Here is a 23,239-nt window from a genome sequence, read left to right on the forward strand (position 1 = left end):
AATCAATACTAATGACTGTTGACGCGCTCCTGGCCGAACTTGAGGCCGCCCCCTACGACAACCGGGTGCAGCGCCTGGTGGCGCTGGGGCAGCAGGCCCGCACCGATGCCGCGGCCGCGGGCCTGCTGCAAGGGCTCGCTACGGCTAACAGCTTCTACGAGCGGCAGTCGGCCTTACTGGCTTGCTATGGCAGCGGCGACGGAGCGCGCGTGTTGGCTGGCTTGGCCGACCAGTCGCGGTTGCTGCGCGGCCTGGCGCTCAGCCTGGTAGCCCTCGCCTGCACCGATGCGCAGGTGCGGCTGGCGTTTGGCAGCCTCACGCGCAAAGCGCAGCCCAAGCTGCTGCGCAACCTGCGGCAGCGGGGCCGGCTCGCCGTAGTAGATGCGCTGCTGGAAGAGCTAGCCATCCGCGCCGACGACCGGCTGGCGTCGTTCCTGCACTTCGGCACCGCCGCCCTGGTCGAAAAACACGTGGCGGCCGTGCTGCCAGGTTGGGGAACGAACAATTGGATACGGCTGGCCAAGTACCACCCGGATATCGCCTTTGCGCAGCAGCACGCCCAGCAGCAAGCACAGACCGCCCCCGATGCCCGGCTCTTATATCACCTAAACGCGGTGCTGCCCGCCCTAGCCGAGCGCCGCCCCGCCCACGCCCTGGCGCTAGCGCAAGCGCTGCTGCGCTACGAGTCGCCGGCCCGCATCGACTGGCAACCTGTGGCCGCGCGCCGCCCCAACGAGGTAGTGGATTTGCTGCTGGCGCACGCAGACGGCGCGGCCGTCCGGCTCGATATCAGCCGGTTTGCCCACCGCCTCACCCAAGTTCGGCTGCTGGCGGTGCTGCACTACCGCCCCGCCCTCGTGGCCGACCGCGCCGCCTGGCTGCCCCGCGTGCCGCCCGCGGTGCGCCGGGCCGCGTTTGGCGTGGCCGGCAACGGGTGGCGTAGCACCGAGGGGGTGTTGCCAACTCCCACAGTAGCGCTGCTGCCTAGTGAGTTGCGCGAGGCCGAGGCCCGGCGCCACCTGGCCCTGCCCGCGCTGGCAACGCGCCCGGCCCAGCGGCTGCCCTACGCCACCTTCCTGCCCTGGGACGAGGCCCGCGCCGTGCTCGACCCCTTCGTGCGCAACCCCGATGCCAAGCTGCGCACCCTGGCGCTGGCCGCGCAAATTGGGGTGGCCCGCTACCACCGCGCCCAGCTGCCGGCGGCGCTGGCTCTGGTGCGGGCCCGTGCCAACGAGCAGGACCCGGTGCGGCAAACCATGCTGGCGGCGCTGGCCAGCCTACCCCCGGCGCGTTGGCAAACTGCTCATTTAGAAGAACTTAGTCAGATTTTGCGCGATGCGCTGAACGCCGCCGACTTATCGCCAGCCACCGCCCGCTATGCCGAGCAGCTGGTAGTATCGCTGGTGCCGTTTCAGCCCGAGTGGGCGGCGGCGTGGCTGGGCGAGCTGGCAAAATCACGGGGGCAAGTGTATTTCGGTTCGCTGGGCAACCAACTCACCGATGCCGACGTGCGGGCGATTGTGCCGGCGCTGCTGCCGGTGCTGCAAGCTTGGGCTACCCGCGAGCGAGAATCGCTGCTGGTGCAGGTGGCCCGCAGCCTGGGCCGGCGGCTACGCGTGTTTGAGGAGCTGACCGACCTGCTGGAACGCGTGCTCGCCACCACGCGGCAAGCCCACGTGGCCTCCCAGATTTTGCAATTGCTGGCCTGGCACCGGTCCGACCGCTTTGCTACGCTCATTCCGGCCCTGCTGGCCAGCGACCCCAGTGTGGTAACGCTGCCCGTAGTGTATACCTACCTGCACCGGCGGCGGCGGGATTTACTGACGCCGTTTTTGGGGCAGCGCGCCTACCAAGGGCGATTCTCGACTGGTAAAACGCGCTTCGTGCTGCCCCTGCTCACCGGCTTCTACCGCTGGACCCCGACGCAGCAGCACCTGTTTGCCGAAACGCTCACCCAGCTGACACAAGATAAGCAGCGTGATACGCCCACGCTCATCCAAGCTATTCACCAGCTGGCCGCGCTGCCGGCCGTGTTCCCGGCGCGCCTGATTAGCCTGGCCGATGCGCGTACGGAAAACCTCGCCGTGCGCGACACTGCGCTGCGCGCCCTGGCCCGGCTCGATAATGGGCAAGGTGTGCCCGTGTTGACAGAAGCCTTGGATGATGACCGCGCCCGTATCGCCATTTATGCCCTGCGCTCCACGCTGCTGGAAATGCCCGCCGCCCGGGCGCTGGCCCTGCTGCAAGTGGTACCCAACCAAAAGGTGACGGTAGCCAAGGAGGTTATCCGCCTGCTCGGCGACCTCGACACGCCCGCCGCGTACCCGCTGCTGCTCGAAATGGCCGCCCGCCCGCTGCACCGCGACGTGCGCGTGGCCCTGCTCCGGGCCCTGTGGCCCCACCTGGAGCGTGCTGAAACCTGGCCCATTCTGCTGGCCGCCGCCACTGACCCCGACCCGGCCGTGGCCGCCGGCGTGGTCTGGCTGCCCACCGACCGGCTCTCGCCCGTCGTGCAGCAGCAGGTGCTGGCGCTGCTGGCTGCGCTGCTCGGCCACCCCGATGCCCTGCTGCGGGTACGGGTGCTGGGCCGCTTCGCTTCGCTGCCACTCGCCGACCCCGGCCGGGTGCTGCTGCCGCCGCTCCTCGCCCGCCTGCACTCGCCGCTGCCCGACGAGTACAAGGCCGCCGCCCGCGCCCTGTTTGCCACCTACGCCACCCAGGATGCCGCCGCCCTGGCCGAAGCGGTGACCCAGGTGCTGCCCCAGCGGCGCGTGCTGCAGGCCACGCTCACTGCCCTGCACACCGCCCTGGCCAGCAATCGCAGCCGCTTACAGCCCGTGGTGCACGGCGTGCTAGCCGCCCTGCACCCCGACCCGCTCACGGTGCGGCTGCAAGTGCGGCTTGCCCTGGCGGGGCTGCCCTGGCCCGAACTGGCCCCATATCTGACTAGCTTGGCCGCCACCGACGCCCTGGATGCGGAGGTGCTCATGGCTACCGTCCGCGCCCTTGATGATAGTCGGCAACGAATTGCTTCTCAAGAAGATGTAAATTCGCTGCTTGTGCTGGAGCACGCCCTCGCCGTCAGCCCCGATGCCCGCTTGCGCCGTCTAGCCCTGGCCGCGCTGCGGGCGCAAGCCACCCAGCCCGCCGGCTGGACGGCCGCCCTGCGCACCCGCCTCAACCACTACCGCGCCGACCCGGCTCCGCTCGTGGCCGCCGCCGCGCAGTTTGTGTTTCCGCCGCTCACGAGTGAAGAAACGCAACTGCCGGACACGGCGGCGGCAAATACTTAAGTCAAGTAGCAGGCATGAGAAACAAGGAGGAAGAAGCTCATTTTATGACTGATTAGCAAGTGATTATAAAGAAATGATAAGTAATGACTGATAACTGAAAATATGCTCAAAGAACTTAACCTTTCCCGCTTGTGGCTGGCCCTGGCCCTGCTCGCTTTCAGCTTCGCGGTGGGGGTGGGCGGCTTCATGATGCTGGAAAATTATTCCTTCATCGACGCCTTTTACATGACGGTGATAACGGCCTCTACGGTCGGCTTTGGCGAAGTGCACCCGCTCTCCGACACGGGGCGCATCTTCGTGTCGTTTTATATCTTATTCAACCTGTTGGTGGTGGCCTACCTCGTGTCGGTGCTCACCACGTACATTTTTGACGGCGAGCTGCGCCACCTTTTTCGCATGATTCGCGCCGACCAGGAAATCAAGAGCTTTCGCGACCACGTTATCGTGTGCGGCTTCGGGCGCAACGGCTACAAGGCATACGACGAGCTGCGCCACAGCGGCACCCGCGCCGTGGTAGTAGAGCAAAACGAAGCCATGCTGCGCGCCGTGAACGACGCCGGCGGCACCGGGGGCCAGCAGATTCCGGCCGTGTACGGCGACGCCACCCTCGACGCCACCCTGCGCCAGGCGGGCATCGAGCACGCCCGCGCCCTTATAACGGCTTTGCCCAAAGATGCTGACAACGTGTTTGTTGCGCTCACGGCCCGCGAACTCAACCCCCACGTGCTCATCATTGCCCGGGCCAGCGCCCGCAGCAGCGTGAGCAAGTTGCTGTCGGCCGGGGCCAACTCGGTGGTAATGCCCGACGAAATCGGCGGCTCGCACATGGCCAACCTCATTATTCGCCCCGAGGTCATTCGGTTTCTCGACATGATTTCGGGCCTCGACCCCAACAAGCTGCGCCTTGAAGAGCTGTCCTTCAGCGAGATGCGGCCCAGCGTGCGCGGCCAAAGCATTCGGGAGCTCGACGTGCGCTCGCGCACCGGGGCTACCGTTATTGCCCTGCGCCGTGGCCAGGGCGGTGAGCTGGAGGTGAGCCCCGCCGCTGACTACCGCCCCGCCGCCGGCGACGTGCTGCTGGTGCTCGGCAACGAGGCCCAGATTCAGGCCGTACACAAGCAGTATAAATAGGTAGGCCACGCTGGCTGGTGCCGGCCGGCCGTTGACTGGTGGCGTTCTTTGTGCCTCCAACCTTTCTACCAAAAGCGGCCAGCTAGTTGCTGGTAGCCGGCCGCCCCGAGTTCATGCACATTCTTCAGGTAAGTCCGCGCGTGCCTTTTCCGTTGCACGACGGGGGCGCAATTGGGATTTATAACATCACGGCGGGGCTGCTGCGGGCCGGCCACCGCGTCACGATGCTCGCCATCAACACGCCCAAGCACCACCAGCCCGCCAACGTGCTCGACCACCTCGGCCCCAGTTTTCGGCTGGTGCCCGTGGAAGTGAACACCAACCTCAACCCGCTGAAGGCGCTGCAAAATCTGTTGCAGCCCCGCGGGACCGGGCCGCTGGGTATTGGCCAAGGTATTCCATATAATATGGAGCGCTTCATCAGCCTGCCGTTGAGCGAAGTTTTAAGCCAACTACTGGTAGATGAGCAATTTGACGTAGTTCAGATTGAAGGCACGTCGGTGGGCTGGTACGCGGGCTACCTGCACCAGGAGCACCGGGCGGGGCGGCTCCCCAACTTGCCGCCCGTAGTGCTGCGCGCCCACAACGTGGAGTATCGTATTTGGGAAACACTGGCCCAAGGTAGTCGTAACATATTGAAGACGTGGTACTTCAATAGCCTGGCGCAACGTATGCAAGCATTTGAGAAGTGGCTGGTGCGCCACGTCGATGCCGTGGCCGCCATTACTGAAGAGGACATCGTGCGCCTGCGCGAGCTGGGCTGCCCGGCCCCCGTGGCGCTGGTGCCGGCCGCCGTGGAGCTATCCGCGTTTCAGCCCGACCCGGCCGTGGTGCCCCAGCTGCGCACCGTGTTTATGATTGGCTCGCTCAACTGGCTGCCCAACCTCGAAGGCTTGGAGTGGCTGCTGCGCGAGGTGTGGCCGGCCATCCACGCCGAGCTGCCCGACTTGGCGCTGCACGTGGCCGGCACCGCGCCGCCCGCCCACCTGCTGGCCCCGCGCACCGACAACGTATTTATTCACGGCTTTGTAAACTCGGCCGCCGCCTTCATGCGCCAGTACGACCTCATGCTGGTGCCGCTGCTGAGCGGCGGCGGCATGCGTATCAAAATCATCGAGGGCCTGGCCCTGGGCAAAGCCATTTTGAGCACCGGCCTCGGAGCCGAAGGCGTGGCCGTGCGCGACGGCCACGACAGCGTGCTGCGCGACGGGGCCGCCGCCTGGCAGCAGGCCCTGCGCGACTATTACCACGGCCGCCTGCCAGTGGCCGCCATTGGGGCCGCTGCCGCGGCTACGGCTGCCGAGATTTACGACAACCGCCGCGTCACGGAGCGCTTCGAAACCCTTTATGCCCGGCTGCGGCCCGTGGCTGCGCGCTGATGCCGAACGCTGTACTCATCGGGGTTTTCTGGCTTTGCCTGCTGCTGGTGGCGCACACCTACGCCGTGTTTCCGCTGTTGGTGGCGCGGCTGGCGCGTGGCCGCCAACCCAACCAACTCGTGCACGCCCCCGGTGCGCCCGAGCTGCCGGCCGTGGATATTCTGCTGGCCGCCCACAACGAGGAAAGCGTGCTGGCCGAAAAAATCCGCAGCACGTTCGATACCACCTATCCGCTGCACAAACTCCGGCTGCTGGTGGGCTCCGACTGCTCGACCGATGGCACCAACGACCTGCTGGCTGCCCTGGCCCGGCAGCATCCGCAGCTGCGCATCACCGCCTACACCGAGCGCACCGGCAAGGCCACCGTTATCGAGAGCCTGGCCCAGCAAGCCACCGCGCCCGTGCTCGTGCTCACCGATGCCAACGTGTTTTTCACGCCTGATGCTATCTATCAGTTAGTCAAGCATTTTTATAACCCAGTAATTGGCCTGGTGGGCGGCCACATTCTCAATCCTGAGCACCGGGCCGAGGGTATTTCCGGCCAGGAAAAGGCTTATCTGGCGCGCGAAAACCGCCTCAAGTACCAGGAGGGCACGGTGTGGGGTGCCATGGCTGGGGCGTTTGGGGGCTGCTTTGCCGTGCGCCAGGCCTGCTACTACCCGGCCCCAGCGGCGTTTATCGTCGATGATTTTTACAGCTCCATGGCCGTGCTGCAAGCTGGCTACCAGGCCATTAACGAGCCGGCCGCCGTGTGCTACGAAGATGTGTCGGACCACCTGCGGGAGGAGTTTCGCCGCAAAACCCGCATCTCGACCGGCAACTTCCAGAACCTGAAGGTTTTCCGGGCGCTGCTGTGGCCACCCTGGCGTGGGGTGAGCTTCATGCTGTGGTCGCACAAGGTGCTGCGCTGGTACACGCCGCTGCTGCTGCTGGCGGCGCTGGCGGCCACGGCGGCGCTGGTGGCGCGGGGGGCGGGCTGGTTTTTTCAGCTGGCGCTGCTGGGCCAGCTGGGTTTGCCGCTGCTGCTACTGCTCGACCTGGTGCTGCGCCGCGCCGGGGGCTGGCACCTGCGGCAGCTGCGGTTTATCACCCACTTTTACAGCATGAACGCCGCCCTGCTGCTGGGCTACTGGCGCTACCTGCGCGGGGCCGCGCCGGCCGTGTGGCAGCCCACCCAGCGCTTCCAGCGGGCCGATTGAGTGAGTTAGCTGTTACTCGTCTTTAGGGCTTGCCCGAACGTTTTACCCACCCAGAAAGCCGCGCTGCTCCCAGCCTAACGCCAGGGCCCACACGGCAAACCAGTCACCTTTTTCATTAGTGTAAGAAACTGATAGAAAAGGTTTTATCGAAAAATATCCCATGCTTGACACCATCGAATCCGCCATTGAAGATATCCGGGCCGGCAAAGTTGTAATCGTTGTAGATGACGAGGACCGTGAAAATGAGGGCGACTTTATCTGCGCCGCCCGCTGCGCCACGCCCGAAGTCATCAACTTTATGGCCACCCACGGGCGCGGCCTGGTGTGCGCGCCCCTCACCGCCGAGCGCTGCGACGAGCTGGGCCTCGACCTGATGGTGGGCCGCAACACGGCCCTGCACGCCACGCCCTTCACGGTATCGGTCGATTTGCTGACCAACGGCGTGACCACCGGCATCTCGGCCTCCGACCGCTCCAAGACCATTCTGGCCCTCATCGACCCCGCCACCAAGCCCGAGGACTTGGGCAAGCCGGGGCACATTTTCCCGCTCAAGGCCCGCAAGGAAGGCGTGCTGCGCCGCGCCGGCCACACCGAGGCGGGCGTCGATTTGGCCCGCTTGGCGGGCTTTGAGCCGGCCGGCGTGCTGGTCGAAATACTCAAGGAAGACGGTGAAATGGCCCGCCTGCCCGACCTCGAGAAGGTGGCCAAGCAGTGGAACCTGAAGCTGATTTCGGTGCAGGACCTCATCAAGTACCGCCTGGCGCAGGAAAGCCTTATCCAGCGCGAAATCACGGTGAAGCTGCCCACTGCCCACGGCGATTTTGACCTCTACGCCTACACCCAGCGCTCCAACGGCGCGCAGCACCTGGCCCTGGTGAAGGGCGACATCACCGGCCCCGAGCCGGTGCTGGTGCGCGTGCACAGCTCGTGCGTGACGGGCGATATCTTCGGCTCGTGCCGCTGCGACTGCGGCCCGCAGCTGCACCAGGCCATGGAGCAGATTGACCGCGAGGGCCGCGGCGTAATCGTGTACATGAACCAGGAGGGCCGCGGCATTGGCTTGCTTAACAAGCTGAAAGCCTATAAGTTGCAGGAAGCCGGCCGCGATACCGTGCAGGCCAACGAGGACCTGGGTTTCCGGGGTGATGAGCGCGACTACGGCGTGGGCGCGGCAATTATCCGCGACTTGGGCCTGCGCGATTTGCGCCTGCTCACCAACAACCCTCGCAAGCGCACCGGCCTCAGTGCCTACGGCATTGAGGTGGTCGAAACCGTGCCCATCGAAATTGCCCCCAACCAGCATAACGAAACCTACCTGGCCACTAAGCGCGACAAAATGGGCCACGATATTTTGCAAGAGATGAAGCCCATTGCCCCGCCGGTAGCCTAGGTATTGATTACCAGTGAAAGGCTGTGCGTACGCTTCTGTTTAGCAGGCTGGTGGCCGGAGCAAGCTCCGGCCACCAGCCTAACTTCGCCGGTGCTGCGCCGTAAAAACGAGTTCCTTCTCCTCGTTTGCGCATGCTTGCTCCCCAGCCGCTCTACCACCTTATCTACCACAGCCTGGCCTCGGGTGAGGGCATGAGCCCCAAGGACCTGACGCACCTGTTGCGCCAAGCCCGCGCTTACAATCAGGACCATCGCCTCTCGGGACTGCTGCTGTACGCGGCCAATACCCACGAGTTTGTACAAGTGATTGAGGGGCCGCGTGATGAGGCGCAGGAGCTATACGCTAAAATTGCCCGTGACCCGCGCCACAAGCATTCGTTTGTGCTGCACGAGGGGCTGGCCACCGGCCGCATGTTTCCCGACTGGCGCATGGGGTTTGTGGCCGCCGATACCCAAGATTTGCGCGCTACCACGGGCTACTTTCCGCTGGCGGAGCAGCCCGGCTACGCCCGGCCGCCCGGCCTGGCCGTGCACGCGCCCGAGCAGCTGCGTCGCTTTCTGGCCGACTTCGCCACAACTAGTGCCATCGACGAATAGCTGGCCCCATAGGCTGAAGATTTTACCCTACTTCAAGCGGCTGACAAACCGCTCAAGTGCTTCGCGGTAGCTATCGCTTACCGGGATGGTAGCGGGGCCAATTTGCACCGTGCCCCGGCCAATGGAGGTGATGTGGTCGAGCCCCACAATGTAGGAACGGTGAATGCGCAGGAAGCGGTGCGGCGGCAGGCGCTCTTCCAGCCCTTTGAGACTGGTGAGCGAGAGCAGGGCCCGTGTTTCGCTACGCCGGTGCACCTTCACGTAGTCTTTGAGGCCTTCTACATACAGGATGTCGCCGAAGGGTACCCGCACCAGCTGATGCTCCACCTTTAGGTAGAGGTAGTCGGCGGCGGGCTCGGCGGGGAGGGCCGGGCTGGGCGCAGCCTGGGCCTGGGTATAAGCCAGCGCTTTCTGCGCGCTGCGCAAAAATTCGGCGTAGGTAAAAGGCTTGAGCAGATAATCCAGGGCATTTACCTGGTAGCCATCGAGGGCGTAGTGGGCGAAGGCCGTGGTGAAAACCACGCGTGGCCCCTGGCTGCCGGGGCCCCGGTCGAGCACCCGGGCCAGCTCCAGGCCATTGAGGTCGGGCATCTGAATGTCCAGAAACAGCACGGCCACCGGTGGGCCCGGCTGCTGCAGGCCGCGCAGGGCCGCCACGGCATTGGTATAGCTGCCCACGAGCTGCAAAAAAGGCGTCTGCTCGATAAATGTGGTGAGCAGCTTGAGCGCCAGGGGCTCGTCGTCAACGGCAATGCAGGGTAAGGTCATGGGCAGTTAAGGCAGCAGCGTGAGGGTGAGCTGCACCTGGTAGTGGGTAGCGAGGCTAGTGATGCGGAGCGTGTGGCGGCCGGGGTAAAGCAGGTTGAGCCGCCGCCGGGTATTGGCCAGGCCAATGCCGCTCTGGCCATCGAGCGGCCGGGGCCGGTCCGGAAACACGTCGTTTTCCACCGTCACGTCGAGGGTGGCGGGTGTGGGCTGCCGCACCACTACCACAATTGTGCAGGGCACCAAGGCGCTCACGCCGTGCTTAAAGGCGTTTTCGACGAAGGTGAGCAGCAGCAGGGGGGCAATGGCTGCCTCGTGCAGGGGCTGTGGCAGGCTGAGTTTTACGGCCACGTTGTCGGTCAGGCGCAGGTGCATCAGGTCAATATAGTCCTGCACAAACTGGATTTCCTGGCTCAGCGGAGCCAGGCCGGTGGCTGTGTCGTAGAGCACGTAGCGCATCAGGCGCGAAAGCCGGTGAATGGCATCGCGGGCCTGCTCGCCGTCGAGCAGCGTAAGCGAGTAAATGTTATTCAGCGTGTTAAAGAAAAAGTGGGGGTTGAGCTGCGCCTTCAGCCACGACAGCTCGGTGCTGAGCTTTTCCTGCTCCAGGGCGGCCCGCGCCAGTGCCTCGCGCTGCCCGCGCTGCACGGCCGCCACGCTCGTGCCCAGGCCCAGCACCAGCAGCGTCGAGAGCAGCACCGCTGGGTTGGCCCAGCCGGAGCCGGGGCCACTGGGCGGGCGGCGCGGCGGGCGGCCACCCGGCTGCGCGGGTCCGGGCGGGTGCGGAGCCCGGCCTTCCCACCGCGAGGGCCGCGGCTGGGCGCCACCTAGCTGCCTGGGCGTAGCCAGCCGCTGCTGCACCAGGCGGTGGCTGGCCGCCACGCCCACCACCACCACCACCAAAAACCCAAAGTAGGCTGCCCCGCGCTGCCCGTATAAAAGCCGGGGCACGGCCCAGCCCGCATTCAAGTAAAACACGCCCAGTAGCCCCGCCAACAGCCCCGCCTGCAGCCAGTAGGCCTGGGGGGCGGGTACCTCGCCGGTGGGCTGCGTAAAAACCAGCACGCCCAGCAGCCCCCAGATAACTGCGTGCAGTAATAGGGCTTGCGCCTGGCGGGGCGAAGAAAAAAACATCTGGTGAAGGGGAGCTAAAACCGCTCGCAAGCTAGCCCGCGGGCGACCAACCAGCCGCGCCCCCCCCGGCCACCGGGGCCTCATGGAGCCGGGGGCAGGGCTAGTAGCAGCAGCAGCGCGTCGTTGCTCAGGGCCTCCAGCTCCACCGCCGGGGCAGCCCACAGGGCCAGGCCGTCGTGGGCATGCAGCAGGCGGCCCGCTACCTCAAACGCCCCGGCCAGCACGTAGGCAAAGCAGCACGCGCCCGGCTCGGGCAGCTCGTACACTGCTTCGGCCCGGCCCGCAAACCGCCCCAGGCTGGCCCGCACCGGCCACGGGCCGGTGGGCACTACCTGGGTTAGCTGGTTGGCCAGCGGCTTATTCGCAAAGCTAAAGAGCTGTTCTGCTGGCTGCTGGCTGCTATCAGCGACTAGCCAGAGGTGCAGCCACGTGACCGCGTCGGTGGGGTAGGGGTTGCTGAAATGCACCGTGCCGCCCGCCGCCACGGGTAGCAGGTAGGCTTCTTCTACCTCCACCAGGGCGGTGTCGGCCGCGGCCCGGCCGGCCCGCACCGCGCCCGTAATGGGCAGCACCAGCACCCAGGCGGCCCGGTCGGCGGGCAGGGCGATGGCCTGCCCGCCGGCCAGGGTTTCCTCATTCAGGGCAAACAACGCGCCCACTGGCGCGCGGCCGGCCGCAGCATACTCCCCAAATGGCAGCGTGCAGTAGCGCGCAAACTGTGCGGTAGCCAGCCGGCCCCGCTGCTCGGCCAGAAAAATTTTAGCGGGCGTTTGCTTCATGAAAAATTGAAGTTAATCAATTGATTTATAAATACTTAAATGCTATACTGCGCATGTACGGTGCCGGCAGACGGGCCTCATTCAGCCGGGCTGAGCGAGTGAATACTGAGGTAGGGCTGGAGCGACACCAGGCGGGTGAGTATTTCGCCGCTGGGGGCCGGCGGGCCGGGCTCCGCTACCAGCAGGTAGGTGCCCACGGTAGCGTGCCAGTGCAGCGGCTCGCTATAAAAGCTGATGGCTACCCGGTGCCGGGTCGGGTCGAGTACGTCGGCGCTCAGCAGCTCGAACTGAAACTGCGTAAAGCGGAGGGCACGCCGGCCCAGGTTGTCGAGCACGTCGGGTACCCAGCCTTCGAGTTGCGCCAGGTAGCCGCGCACGGCCGCGCTCACCAGGAAGTGCAGCCGCTCGGCTCCCGGCACGTGCTGCAACAGCTCGGCCAGCGTGCGGTAGCGCCGGGCCGGGTCAAGGGTTTGGGCTTGCAGCCGAAACTCGGCGTAGGTGGCGGCCAGGACCAGCTGGTCCCACGAAGGCGCTGCGCCGGCCGCGGCATCGAGCACCTTGCGGTAGCAAAACGTGATGGTCCGGGGCAACATGCGGGTAATAGTGGAGTGCGAAAAGTGAAAACCAAGCGGCGCTGGGTAAGACTGGCAAAAACGCCCGCGCCGCCAGCTGAGCACGACGTGCTGGCAAACGGCGATAGCGCTGCCGCCCCGCCTTAGGCCGGCACGGCCAGCGCTATCGCTAGCTGGAAGCCTGCCGTGGTGGTACCCGTAACGGCGGCCAGCTCCAGGGCCACGCCGTCGCTGAATACATTGTCGCTGGCGTTGCTGGTGTAGCCGCTCAGGCCCTTGGCGTAGCCGTTGACGGCCGCCACGGCCGTGCCCGTGCCTTCGGGAAAGGCAATCTGGGTTACCTTCAGCGAAGTGCCAGTGGCGCTGTACACGTGCACGTGAATGTGGGTGGCGCGGCCCGAGTACCAGCCCGGAAAAACGCTTTTGAACGTCACCTGCCCCTGGGCGTCAGTGGTTTGGCGGCCGCGCAAAAAGTGGACGGCCGTGTAGTTGGTGCTTTGCATGCCCGAGCCGCCGTATTCTGAGTAGTTGCCTTCGGCGTCGCAGTGCCAGATGTCAACCAGCACGCCGGCCAGTGGGGCGCAGCTGGCGGTGCTGTTGGTGATGGTGAGCGTGGCCGTGAGGGCGTAGCCGGCTTTGCCGTCGGTGATGTCGGCACGCACGTACGACGACGGCACGTGGGTCGGAAAGGGCCCCTCCGTTTCGGTGGGAGCTACCGCGCAGCTGCTCGTGGTGGTGCCCGTGGTGCCGGTAGTAGTGGTGCCGGTGGTGCTGGCCGGGGCTACCGACTCTTTGCTGCAGGCGGCGAGCAGGGCTGGGGCACCGGCCACGCCGGCCAGTAGGCTTTTGAGAAAATGCTTGCGTTCCATGACTGGGGAGGGAAGTAATGCGGCGGTAGGATGCACAAAAGTGCGCCGCTGCCCGCCCCCGCCCGCTCACCAATCGACGCTTCCCGGCCCTGCGCCGATGGTTGGCGCTTTCTGGCCGAGGAGTGTAGCCCGCCCTGCGGGGCGTGGCCCGCTACCGGGGCACCGGCCCCAGCCAGCGCAGCACCGGGTAGCGGCGGTAGCCTGCCTCGGCGTAGGGCGAGTGCTGGTACACCCATTCGAGCTGCGCCGGGCCGCTGGCGGCCAGGGCGGGGTCGGCTTTTTTGGCGGCTTCCAGCTGTTGGCGCACGGCCGGGGTTTGAGTCAGGAATTCGGCGGCCAAATCCTCAAACACGTAGTCGGAGTAGTGTTCTTTCTGCTGCAAAATGCTGTCGAAGAAGTTCCAGGCAAAAAACGAGTCGGTGGCCTGCGGCTCCAGCGCCTGCACCAGGTAGCGGGCAGCGGGCCCTTGCTCGGCCAGCACGGCCAGGTAGTAGGTGCCGGGCGCCAGCGTGGTGGGCTGCGGCGGGCGTAAGCTGGCCAATTTGACCTGCGAATGCAGGTAGTGACCCTCGTAGGGGCGCGGGCTGGTTTTGTAGTCGGTAATGGCGTAGGTTTCACTGGGGCCAGTGAGGGATTGGCTGGGCTGGCGCAGTACCACGCCGTTACGGCTCAGGTTGTCAAGCACTTCGCCCCAGGCAATGGGGATAACGTAGGCTGCTGGCGCGGCGGCCACGGCCGTGGCGCGGGCCGCGTTGTAGTAGGGCACGGGCCGGGTGTAGGGCCGGGTGCGGTCGTAGTAGAGGCGCGGCTGGCCACTTACGGCGCTGGCCTTGTGCCCTGCCTCGTAGCCCCGAAACTGCACTGTGGCCGTGGCCGTGTCGCGCAGCGCCCAAGCCAGCGGAAACTGCGTTTGGGTGGCCAGCGCCTGGTCGGCGGCGGCGCGGGCTGCCAGCAAGGCAGGCGCCTGCTGGCCAACGACTTGCAGGTAAGTCAGCAGTAAGTCGTAGGTGGCCTGCACCCGTGGCCCAAACGCCTTGAGCATGTGCGTTTCGGGCATGAAGCCGATGGTGTTGAACAGCGCCGCGTAGCCGGTGGAGTAGCGCGGGCTTTCGAGAAAAGCACGCAGGCCACTCTCGGGTGTTTCGCCCTCAAAGTCGACGTAGGGCGTCATGGGCCAGTGCTTCTGGTCCATGCCTTTGTAGAGGGCCGGCAAGAGGCTGTTTTGCAGGTACTTGCTTAGCTCTGGTCCCAGCTTGTCGGGCTGGGTGGGAATGAGTGTGATGGTGTACTGGTAGTCGGCCCCGTTGGAGGTGTGTGTGTCCACAAAAATCTCGGGCCGCCACTTCTGAAACAGCGCCGCAAACGAGCGCGCATTGCGCGAATCCTGCTTTACGAAGTCGCGGTTGAGGTCGAGGTGCCGCGCATTGCCCCGGAAGCCGTATTCAACCGGCCCGTTCTGGTTCACGCGGGTGGTAGAGTTGCGGTTCAGCATCCCGTCGATGTTGTAGGCGGGAATAACAACCACGGTGACCTTTTGCAGCAGCGCGCGCAACTTATTGTCTTGCAATATATTGCGAGCCAGCATCATGCTGGCGTCGATACCTTCGGGCTCGCCGGGGTGAATGCCGTTTTGGATGAACAGCACGGGCCTACTCTTGGCGCGGCTGGCGGCGGGCTCAAAGGTGCCATCGGCGCTCAGCACCAGCTCATGCAGCGGCTGGCCGCTGTCGGTGGGGCCCGCCTCGCGCAGCTGCGCGGTGGCGGGGTAGCTGGCTGCCAGCGCTTTATAAAAGGCTATGCACTCGGCGTAGGTGGCGGTAGTGTTGTGGGCCGGGTCGCGCTCGAAGGGCGTGGTGAGCGTAGGTGGTGGGGTAGTGCCGAGCGCGGCAGCCAAAAGCAAAGAGGCGAAGAACATGGGGGCGAAAGTACCTTTGCAGCTAGTGAATCCGTACCAGCTGTCATCCTGCGCTTGCGCAGGACCTTGTTACGCCTAGGAGCAATCATCCTGACGTGAAAAGGTCCTGCGCAAGCGCAGGATGACACGTTTATTTGCAACCAATGTCTACCCGTCCCCTCATCCTTATTTCCAACGACGACAGTCTCACGGCCCCCGGCATTGCGCACCTCGTGCGCTGCATGCAGGAGCTAGGGGCCGAAATTGTGGTGGTAGCGCCCGCCAGCCCGCAGTCGGGCATGGGCCACGCCATCACCATTGGCCACCCATTGCGGCTCGACAAATCCGATATTTTCGGCCCCGACGTAACGGCCTACGCCTGCTCGGGTACGCCGGCCGACTGCGTGAAAATCGCCAAGCACTACATTCTGAAAGACCGCCGGCCCGACCTCGTGGTGTCGGGCATCAACCACGGCTCCAACTCGTCGGTAAACGTGCTGTACTCGGGCACCATGTCGGCGGCCATTGAGGCGGCCATTGAAGGGCTGCCAGCCATCGGCTTTTCGCTCTGCGAATACGGCGATGAGGCTGATTTCTCGCACGTTGGCCCCTGGGTACTTGAGGTGTGCCGGCAGGCGCTAACCCACGGCATGCCCGCCGGCACGGCCCTCAACGTGAATATTCCCAAAAACGCCCACGGCCCCATCCACGGTATTCGGCTGGCCCGGCAGGCCCGCGCCAAGTGGCAGGAAAGCTTCGAGCAGCGCCATGACCCCTACAAACGCCCCTACTACTGGCTGCTGGGTGATTTTGTGAATCAGGACGCCGGCCAGGATACCGACGAGGCCGCCCTGGCCGCCGGCTACGTATCGGTAGTGCCCTGCCAGTTTGACCTCACCAACTACCAGGGTATCAGCGAGATGGCCCAGGCCTGGCAGCTGCCCATGCCCACCGGCGGCACCGCCGACACCCCGCCCCAGCCCCTCGCAAGTGAGGACTACGGCCCCGCCGCGCAGTAAGCGGGCAGAAGCTAGAAAAGATTGAAAAAGAACGTCATGCTTATCTGGCGGTCACGCAGTGAAGCATCTCTACCGCGCCGTGAGGATTAGTAACCCCAACGGCGTGGTAGAGATGCTTCACTGCGTGACCGCCAGATAAGCATGACGTTCCTTTTGGTTAGCCTCTAACCGCGCTACCGCACGGCCCGCACTAGCCGGTGCTGCTGCGCCACGGCGGGCGTGCGCACCACGCGCAGCGGTAGTAGGCGCGTAGTGGCGCAGCCTACCGGGGAGTGATGGTGCCGGTGGTACGCGCTGTGCCCGGCCGGTGGCCACACCAGCAGCAACGTCAACAAACTCACCATTAACACCAGCGTTTTCATAGGGCGTACAGATTCTCTCTCAATTTCGTACGCTACCCGTGAAGCCTCCGTGAATATAGTAAAAGGGGTAACTAACCGACGAGTTTAGTTGCTGCTCAGCCAGCCTTTGCGCCAGAAATAATAGAGCTGCCCCGCCACAATAAGCGTGAGCACGCCTATCAAAATGGGGTAGCCCAGCGGCGTGTACAGCTCGGGCATGTTGAGCGGCAGCTTGTGGCCGAGCTTGTCTTCGGGCTGAAAATTCATGCCGTAGAGGCCCACCACGAAGCTCAGCGGGATGAAGATGGAGCTAATGATAGTCAGCACCTTCATCACTTCGTTCATGCGGTTGCTCTGGTCCGAAAGGAAGAGGTCGGCCAGCGACGAAATGTTGTCGCGGTAGCTTTCAGCCAGGTCGAGGGCCTGAATGGCGTGGTCATATGCATCTCGGTAATAGACCTTTAGCTCCTCGGGCACTATCTCGTCGGGCAGGCGCAGAATTTCCGACATCTTGTCGCGCTCCGGGTATACGAGGCGGCGGAAACGCACCACGTCCTTCTTGATGCGCAAGATGCGGTTGAGCAGCCGCCGCTCGCGTTTTTCGTCGAAAATGCTGGTTTCCAGCTCCTCAATGTAGTCGCCGATGGCGGCCATGGTGGGGTAGTAGTGGTCGAGCACCACATCGGTGAGCGCGTAGGCCAGGTAGCCCACCGACTTGCGCCGCAGCTGGCTGAAATTGGCCCGGATGCGGTTGCGCAGCACCTCCAGGCAGTCGTCGTAGTCGTCTTGAAACGAGAGCACGTAGTTGGGCCCCGTGAAGATGGAGAGCTGGTCGTCGTGCACGCTCAGCTCGGGCGTAAATTCGGTCATGCGCGACACCAGGAAGAGGCGGTTATCGTCAAACACCTCCACCTTGGCCCGCTGGTAGTCGCCGAGCACGTCCTCCATTTGCAGCGGGTGCAGGCCAAACTCCTGCATAATCTGCTCCATCAGCGGCAGGTCGTCGTAGCCGCGCACGTCAATCCAGTGCTTAAGGTCGGGTTTGGCGCGCAGCTCGGCAATGAGCTCGTCGTAGCGGTCAGTGTACTCGGCCTCCTGGTAGCAGTGCTCGTCATACGACATCAAAAACAGCCGGGGCTTGAGTGCGCCCGGCTGCACACGCAACGTGCCGGGGCGCTGGCCCACGTGCTGGTAGAGCGCCTGGCGCCGCGACTCGCGGTCAGACTCACTGGATAAAGACGCATTTTCCGGCTCAGTCGCGGCCCCATCCGGGGGTGGGGTATCGGCGGCGGGGGGGGAGGGTGAAGGGCTCATGAAGAAGGAAACAAGCAGCAAAGCAAGCAGCCGCCAAGAACTGTCAAATGTAATTGCTGCCGGCTGGTGCCGTACTTTGCCTGGTGGGGCCGCCCCAGCTTAAGGCTCTTTTTTAGGTGAAGCAAACTTCCTTTAGTGCAGCGGGCGGCGGCCCGGTGCTGGTGCGCGAAACGGCCGCCGGCCAGCTACCCGCCGGGCCCGCGCGGCCGCCGGCGTTCGCGCCTTTCCTGTATTTTGAGCCCGCGCACCAGGTATTGCAGCGGCACGAGCACCCGGTGCTGGCCTTTTTTTTAGAAGATGACGCGCGAACCCAAACAGTGGCACAGCTCTACGTGGTGCCCAATGTGGCGGGGCCGGGCCAGGCGCGCTCGCCCGCGCAGGCCACTTTTGGCGGGGTGCAGCTGGCGGCCGGGGCAAGCCTGGGGCAGGTGCATCAATTGCTCGACCAGGCCGAAAGCACGCTGCGCGCCCACGGCCAGCAGTCGTTGGAAATCCGAGGCTACCCCTTTTGCTACGACCCCGATGGGGCGGCTACCCTGGCCGAGGCCCTGCGGGTGCGCGGCTACGCCGTGACCCTGGCCGAGCAGAACTACTACCTCGACCTCGACCGCGACTACGAAGCCCACCTGCATCCGGCCGAGCGGCGGCGGCTGCGGGCCAGCCGCCGCGCCGGCCTAGTGCTGGAGCAGGAGCCGCCGCTACTGCTGCCCTGGGCCTACGATTTTCTGGCCGCGTGCCGGGCCGAGCGCGGGCAGCCGGCGCTGTCGCTGTCGCTGGAGCGGGTGCAGGAGCTGTTTCGGCTGTTTCCGCGCGAGTGCGTGCTGCTGTCGGTGCGCGAGCCGGGCAGCGGGCGGTGGGCGGCGCTCACCATGGCCATAAAGGCAAGTGAGCGGGTGCTGCATAACTTCTATCCCGCTAGCCCATTGTCATTCAATAGATTGAGTCCGGCGGTGCTGCTCATGGCGGGCCTGCACCAGCTGGGCCGCGACCTGGGCCTGCGCGTGCTTGACCTGGGCCGCTCGACCCTGGACAACCGCGAGCCCCACGAGTCGCTACTGCGTTTCAAGCGCCACCTGGGCGGCGTGGCCAGCCTCAAGCTCACCTGGTATAAAGTACTGTAAAACAATTTTTTATCCTAAATAGAGTTTTTCATCGCCTGCGCCAGCTGCGCGCCACGGCTGGCCAGGCTGGCGCGGCGGCTCACCTGCGCACGTTTGTGCGCGGCTCGGCTGGTACGGGGGTGGCCATGGTGGCGCGCACGGCCGGGGCCCTGCTGCTCAATAAGTTGGTGGTGCTGTACGGTGGTGCGGGTGGCCTCACGCAGCTAGCCCAGTTTCAGACGTTGATGGGGTTGTTTGGGGCCCTCCCGACCACTGGCGTGCAGGTGGGGGCCACTACGTACCTGGCCCCACTGCGGGTGGGGCAGCCGCGCTACCGGCTGTGGCTGGCGGCGGCGGGCTGGCTCACGGCCCTGCTGGTGGGGGCGGGCGGGCTGCTGCTGGGGCTATTCGGAGGGGCGGCTTGGCCGGCCGGGCGCGTGCTGTTCTTCACCGCGGCGATGCTGCTGGTGAGTGGGCAGGCGCTGCTGAGCGGGGTATTGCTGCTGGCCGGCCGGCGTGGGGCCTACGTGGGGCTGATGGTGGCCGTGAGCGCGGCGGGCCTGGTAGTGGTGGCCGGGCTGCTGGCGCTGGGCCAGCCCCTGGGCCAGGTGCTGCTCGGCTACGTGGGTGGGCAGGCGCTGGTGTTTGGCCTGGCGCTGGTACTGGCACGCCGGGCTGGGCTGCTGCGCGGCTGGCAGCAACTGGGCGCACCCAGCCGCGTGGCTATGCGCGGTCTGCTGAAATTCGTGCTCATGGCCGTGGGTACGCAGCTTTTTGGGCAGGCCATCAATTACGCGCTGCGGGCCTACCTCATAGGGCACTATACCCCGGCGGTCACCGACTTGTGGCAGGCGGTAGACAAGCTTTCGGCCAACTACACGATGGCTGTTGTGATGGTGCTGAGCACGGTTTTTTACCCGCGGCTGGCCGCGCTGGCCCCCCGGCCGGCCGAGCAGCGCCACTACGTGAGTGTGGTGGCCGGGCTGCTAGCCGTGAGTCTGGCGCTGGGTCTGGGGTCGCTGTACTGGCTGCGCGTACCGCTGCTGAGCTTGCTGTTTGCTCCGCGGCTGGTGGCGGCGGCTAGCCTGCTGGGCCCGCAATTATTGGGCGACTGGGCGCGCTTTCTGGGTTGGGTATTTCAATATACCTTGCTGGCGCGGGGCCGGCCGGGGCCGTATTTGGCGGTGCAGGCGGGCGCTTCGGTGCTTTATGCGGGCTGGCTGGCCGGGCTGGTGCCAGCGCTGGGCTTGCCGGGCGTGGTCGATGCCTACGCCATCAGCTACGGGCTGGTGCTAGTGGGCTGCGCGGGCTGGTTTTATATGAAAGAGGATAAGTTATTGTAAATAAATTAGTTGCATGCAAGATATAATTGAAGAGATGCCGCCCCTCGTTACCATCGTGGCCCTGTGCCACAACCACGCGTCTTTTCTGCGGGCGGCCCTGGATTCTATCTTGGCCCAGGACTATCCGCACCTAGAAGTATGGCTGGTGGACGATGCCAGCCACGACGGTAGCCCCGCCATCCTGCGCGAATACGCCCAAGCGCACCCCGGCTGGCACCTGCTGCTGCTGCCCCACAACATGGGCAACTGCCGGGCATTCAACCAGGCTTTTTTCCAGAGTAAGGGCGAGTTTATAATAGATTTTGCCACTGATGACCAGTTGCTGCCCCAGCGTATCAGCCAGCAAGTGGCCCTATTTAAGGCGCTGCCCGCCAGCTACGGCGTGGTGTATTCCAATTGTGAATTGATAAACGAGGTGGGCCAGTCGCTGGGCTTGCACCAGCGGCCCGACCCGCGCCACCCCGGCCAGCTGCACCCGCGCCCCGCCACGGGCTGGGTGTTTGCCGATGTGCTGGCGCGCTACTTCATCAGTGCGCCCACTATGCTCATGCGGCGCGCCACGCTGCTGGCGCTGGGCGGCTACGACGAAGCGCTGAGCTACGAGGACTTCGACTTTTGGGTGCGCGCCAGCCGCGACTGGCAGTTTCACTATCAGCCCGAGGTAACCACGCGCAAGCACAAGCACCCGCGCAGCAAAAGCGCCCAGGTAACCATCCGCCACGACCCCTACCTGGTTTCGACTATCCGCATCTGCCACAAGGTCTTAGCGCTGTGCCGCGACGCCCCCGAGCTGGCCGCCCTGCGCGTGCGCCTGCGCTACGAGCTGCGCCACTCTCTGCGCCGCCGGCAGTGGCCCGAGGCCCGCGAACTGGCCGCCCTGCTTGCCGAAACCCGGCCGCCCGGCCTGCCCGACCGCCTGCTGGCCCTACTGCGCCACTGGCCCATCGGCCCGCGCTAGAGGCGGGCTGGCTAGCTTTCTTCCCGAATGTAATCGGCTTCGCTGTACTCTTGCGAGGCTAGGCAAAGTAGCACCGCCCCGGCTTCAAACTGCACCTCGCGCCACGAGCCGGGTGGCACGTAAAGGGCTTTGTGAGAAGAAGTTAACTCAAATGTGTGGCGGGCAAAGCCGGGGGCTTCTACCGTGATGCGCAGCGTGCCGTTGAGGGCCACGAAGAGCTGCTCCAGAGTGCGGTGGGTGTGGCGGCCCCGCACCTGGCCGTCGGGCACCGCCGTTATCCAGTAGGCCCGTTTCACGGCAAACGGCAGGTTGGCGCCTTCGGCCACCGTGAGCCAGCCGCAGTCGGCCGCGCCGTGGGCGGAAAGGGATAGGAGATGGGGAAGCGTCATGCAGCGGGAGTGGCGGGCAAAGATAAAGCCAGCCGCGCCGCGCGCGGCATCCCGTATAAGTAGGCCTGTACTAACGACCTGGGGCTACCGTGCTACGCTAAATAAACCGCGCCCGCAGCTCGGGCGTGGGCAGCCAGCAGCTTTCCTGCCGCCCAAACCAGCGATAGCGGTGCCGGGCCACGAAGCGATAGAGGCCATCGCGCCAGCGCTGGGGTAGCAGCCCGCCCACCGCCGCCAGCCGCCACGGCCCGCCCAGCCGCCGGGCAATGCGCAGCACCGCCGACGAGTGCGCGTACAGCTGCCCGCCCTCCAGCAGAATCACCGAGTCGGGGCTGGCTAGCTGGGCGGCCGTGGGCGGCAAGCCGTGGGCCGCCAGCAGCGCCTGGCCGGTTTCACTTTGCAGCGCCGCGAAGCGAAACTGCCCCTGCGGGTCGTGGCGAATAACGAACTGCACGAAGCCGTTGCAGAGGTTGCAAACCCCATCAAACAGAATAGTGGCGGTGGCAGAAGTGGCCATGGCAGTGGGTGAAAAGCAAGTTTATAAATACCTGTGCAAAAGCATTTGTTATGGCGAGTGCAGCGAAGCAATTGCCATGACAAATGCTTTTGCATAAGTCTACTGTATAAAACATAACGTGGGCGCGGCGTTGGCGGCCGGAAGCAGGCTACGGCACTTCCTGCACCTCCACCCGGCGGTTGCGGGCGTCGGGGGCGGGGAAGAGTGGGCGGGCGTCGCCGTAGCCAATGGTAGCCAGGCGATTATCGACAATGCCAGCTTTTACGAGATAAGCTTTCACCGCGTCGGCCCGCTGCTCGGAGAGGAGCCGGTTTTTATCCGACTCGCCAACTTTATCGGTGTGCCCGGCTATGCGCAGGCGCAGGGCGGGGCGGGCTTGCAGCGCCGCGGCCAACTGGTCGAGAGCGGGGTTGGCTTCGGGCAGCAGCTCGGCCGTGCCCACCCGAAACAGCACGGTGGGCAAAACCAGCGGCGCGGGCTTAGGGGCCGGAGGCGGGCTGGTTGGCGTAGTGGCTTGGGCCGGCTTAGGCCGGGCGGCGACAGGCGGCGCTGCCGGTGGCAAGGCCTTGGCCATGCCGCTCACGTTGATAGTGATGGCTACCACGGGGCTTTGCACGGTGGGGTAGTAGCCTTGCTTAAGGTAAAACGTGGTGGTTTTACGGAGGCGGGTAGGGTAGGTGTTGCCGGTGGCCACGGGCTGCGTGAGCCCGGCATCGGCAAACCACCGCACGTCGCGGCCCGACACGCGCAGCGTGGTCAAGGCCCCGGCCTTCACCGTAGCGGCCGACTTTAGCCGGACGCGGTAAAACGTGAACGTGCCGGTGGTGCAGTCGCCCTGCGGTAGGTAGGTGGCGTGGCCAGTCAGCTTTTCCTGGCTGGCGTCGTAGGTAAACGTGATAGCCCCCCGGCACCAGTAGCCGCGGCCGTGGGGCCGGGTTTCGTCGAGCAGCCGCCCGTGGCGGAGCTGCAAGCCAGTGGCGGTACGCGTGCCATCCAGCTGAAACGTGGACGTGGTTTCGGCGTCGCCGCCCACCTCCTCGTAGAGCACGCCCAGCACGGCCGAGCCCTTGCCGGCTTGCACCCGCAGCACGGCCGGCCAAAACTCGGTATCGCCCGACTCGGCCTCCACGCCCTGCCATTCGCCGGCCAGCGATTGCGACTGGGCCCGCACTGGCCCGGCCAGCAGCAGCGCCACCGCGCCGCACCAAAAACGGAGTTTCATGCGCCTAAAATAAGCGGTTGGTTGCCAAGCCGGGC

Annotated in this window: 21 protein-coding genes; 10 read left to right on the top strand and 11 right to left on the bottom strand. The window is 65.1% G+C overall.

From position 1 onward, the window contains the following. Positions 1-11: 11 nt before the first annotated feature. The 6 genes from ACYVGC_RS09565 to ACYVGC_RS09590 all read left to right on the top strand — a co-directional run bounded on the left by ACYVGC_RS09565 (position 12) and on the right by ACYVGC_RS09590 (position 8,988). Positions 12-3,293 carry a hypothetical protein gene (locus ACYVGC_RS09565; RefSeq protein WP_460583595.1) on the top strand — a complete coding sequence of 1,094 codons (3,282 nt, stop codon included), beginning with the start codon at positions 12-14 and terminating at the stop codon, positions 3,291-3,293. A gap of 102 nt (positions 3,294-3,395) precedes the next feature. Then, entirely contained in the window at positions 3,396-4,424 is a 1,029-nt protein-coding gene (locus ACYVGC_RS09570; RefSeq protein WP_460583596.1) for a potassium channel family protein, read from the top strand. A 140-nt stretch (positions 4,425-4,564) separates the two neighbouring features. Continuing rightward, positions 4,565-5,803, top strand: coding sequence for a glycosyltransferase (locus tag ACYVGC_RS09575; protein ID WP_460583597.1), 1,239 nt, complete (start codon positions 4,565-4,567; stop codon positions 5,801-5,803). Next, complete coding sequence (locus ACYVGC_RS09580; RefSeq protein ID WP_460583598.1) at positions 5,803-7,002, top strand: glycosyltransferase family protein; 1,200 nt, start codon at positions 5,803-5,805, stop codon at positions 7,000-7,002. Before ACYVGC_RS09575 ends, ACYVGC_RS09580 begins: the two co-directional genes overlap by 1 nt. A gap of 160 nt (positions 7,003-7,162) precedes the next feature. Further along, complete coding sequence (locus tag ACYVGC_RS09585; protein ID WP_460583599.1) at positions 7,163-8,392, top strand: bifunctional 3,4-dihydroxy-2-butanone-4-phosphate synthase/GTP cyclohydrolase II; 1,230 nt, start codon at positions 7,163-7,165, stop codon at positions 8,390-8,392. A gap of 131 nt (positions 8,393-8,523) precedes the next feature. Beyond that, positions 8,524-8,988 (top strand): BLUF domain-containing protein, encoded by a 465-nt coding sequence (locus ACYVGC_RS09590; RefSeq protein WP_460583600.1) that lies wholly within the window; start codon positions 8,524-8,526, stop codon positions 8,986-8,988. A 27-nt stretch (positions 8,989-9,015) separates the two neighbouring features. Here the strand turns inward: ACYVGC_RS09590 and ACYVGC_RS09595 are convergent, their stop codons facing one another. From ACYVGC_RS09595 to ACYVGC_RS09620, 6 genes are all read right to left on the bottom strand, one after another. Beyond that, a complete protein-coding gene (locus ACYVGC_RS09595) occupies positions 9,016-9,756 on the bottom strand; it encodes a LytR/AlgR family response regulator transcription factor (protein WP_460583601.1) in 741 nt (246 codons plus the stop codon). Between the two features lie 6 nt (positions 9,757-9,762). Further along, positions 9,763-10,887 carry a sensor histidine kinase gene (locus tag ACYVGC_RS09600; protein ID WP_460583602.1) on the bottom strand — a complete coding sequence of 375 codons (1,125 nt, stop codon included), beginning with the start codon at positions 10,885-10,887 and terminating at the stop codon, positions 9,763-9,765. A gap of 80 nt (positions 10,888-10,967) precedes the next feature. Beyond that, positions 10,968-11,666, bottom strand: coding sequence for a pirin family protein (locus tag ACYVGC_RS09605; protein ID WP_460583603.1), 699 nt, complete (start codon positions 11,664-11,666; stop codon positions 10,968-10,970). 77 nt (positions 11,667-11,743) lie between these two features. Next, positions 11,744-12,259, bottom strand: coding sequence for a hypothetical protein (locus tag ACYVGC_RS09610; RefSeq protein WP_460583604.1), 516 nt, complete (start codon positions 12,257-12,259; stop codon positions 11,744-11,746). A gap of 122 nt (positions 12,260-12,381) precedes the next feature. Continuing rightward, complete coding sequence (locus ACYVGC_RS09615; protein WP_460583605.1) at positions 12,382-13,107, bottom strand: peptidase associated/transthyretin-like domain-containing protein; 726 nt, start codon at positions 13,105-13,107, stop codon at positions 12,382-12,384. A 151-nt stretch (positions 13,108-13,258) separates the two neighbouring features. Continuing rightward, on the bottom strand, positions 13,259-15,022 hold the full coding sequence (locus tag ACYVGC_RS09620; RefSeq protein WP_460583606.1) for a M14 family metallopeptidase: 1,764 nt from the start codon (positions 15,020-15,022) through the stop codon (positions 13,259-13,261). A 143-nt stretch (positions 15,023-15,165) separates the two neighbouring features. On the opposite strand from ACYVGC_RS09620, the gene surE reads away from it, so the two are divergent. Then, the gene (gene surE / locus ACYVGC_RS09625) at positions 15,166-16,020 is read left to right on the top strand and encodes a 5'/3'-nucleotidase SurE (protein ID WP_460583607.1); all 855 of its coding nucleotides are present in this window, start codon (positions 15,166-15,168) and stop codon (positions 16,018-16,020) included. Positions 16,021-16,193: 173 nt separating this feature from the next. Here the strand turns inward: surE and ACYVGC_RS09630 are convergent, their stop codons facing one another. Together ACYVGC_RS09630 and corA are read right to left on the bottom strand one after the other, a co-directional pair. Then, the gene (locus ACYVGC_RS09630; RefSeq protein ID WP_460583608.1) at positions 16,194-16,382 is read right to left on the bottom strand and encodes a hypothetical protein; all 189 of its coding nucleotides are present in this window, start codon (positions 16,380-16,382) and stop codon (positions 16,194-16,196) included. An 84-nt stretch (positions 16,383-16,466) separates the two neighbouring features. Beyond that, complete coding sequence (gene corA / locus ACYVGC_RS09635) at positions 16,467-17,675, bottom strand: magnesium and cobalt transport protein CorA (protein WP_460583609.1); 1,209 nt, start codon at positions 17,673-17,675, stop codon at positions 16,467-16,469. Between the two features lie 116 nt (positions 17,676-17,791). Here corA and ACYVGC_RS09640 point away from each other — a divergent pair, with 116 nt between their 5' ends. The 3 genes from ACYVGC_RS09640 to ACYVGC_RS09650 all read left to right on the top strand — a co-directional run bounded on the left by ACYVGC_RS09640 (position 17,792) and on the right by ACYVGC_RS09650 (position 21,076). After that, positions 17,792-18,796 carry a hypothetical protein gene (locus ACYVGC_RS09640; RefSeq protein ID WP_460583610.1) on the top strand — a complete coding sequence of 335 codons (1,005 nt, stop codon included), beginning with the start codon at positions 17,792-17,794 and terminating at the stop codon, positions 18,794-18,796. Positions 18,797-18,891: 95 nt separating this feature from the next. Next, on the top strand, positions 18,892-20,118 hold the full coding sequence (locus tag ACYVGC_RS09645) for an MATE family efflux transporter (RefSeq protein ID WP_460583611.1): 1,227 nt from the start codon (positions 18,892-18,894) through the stop codon (positions 20,116-20,118). Between the two features lie 13 nt (positions 20,119-20,131). Continuing rightward, positions 20,132-21,076 carry a glycosyltransferase family 2 protein gene (locus ACYVGC_RS09650; RefSeq protein WP_460583612.1) on the top strand — a complete coding sequence of 315 codons (945 nt, stop codon included), beginning with the start codon at positions 20,132-20,134 and terminating at the stop codon, positions 21,074-21,076. An 11-nt stretch (positions 21,077-21,087) separates the two neighbouring features. Here ACYVGC_RS09650 and ACYVGC_RS09655 read toward each other — a convergent pair whose 3' ends face one another. From ACYVGC_RS09655 to ACYVGC_RS09665, 3 genes are all read right to left on the bottom strand, one after another. Further along, entirely contained in the window at positions 21,088-21,465 is a 378-nt protein-coding gene (locus ACYVGC_RS09655) for a sugar 3,4-ketoisomerase (protein WP_460583613.1), read from the bottom strand. A gap of 97 nt (positions 21,466-21,562) precedes the next feature. Then, positions 21,563-21,982 (bottom strand): thiol-disulfide oxidoreductase DCC family protein, encoded by a 420-nt coding sequence (locus ACYVGC_RS09660; RefSeq protein ID WP_460583614.1) that lies wholly within the window; start codon positions 21,980-21,982, stop codon positions 21,563-21,565. Between the two features lie 148 nt (positions 21,983-22,130). Then, positions 22,131-23,204 carry an OmpA family protein gene (locus ACYVGC_RS09665; protein WP_460583615.1) on the bottom strand — a complete coding sequence of 358 codons (1,074 nt, stop codon included), beginning with the start codon at positions 23,202-23,204 and terminating at the stop codon, positions 22,131-22,133. Between the last annotated feature and the right edge of the window lie 35 nt (positions 23,205-23,239).

The sequence above is a fragment of the Hymenobacter arcticus genome (assembly GCF_054779975.1).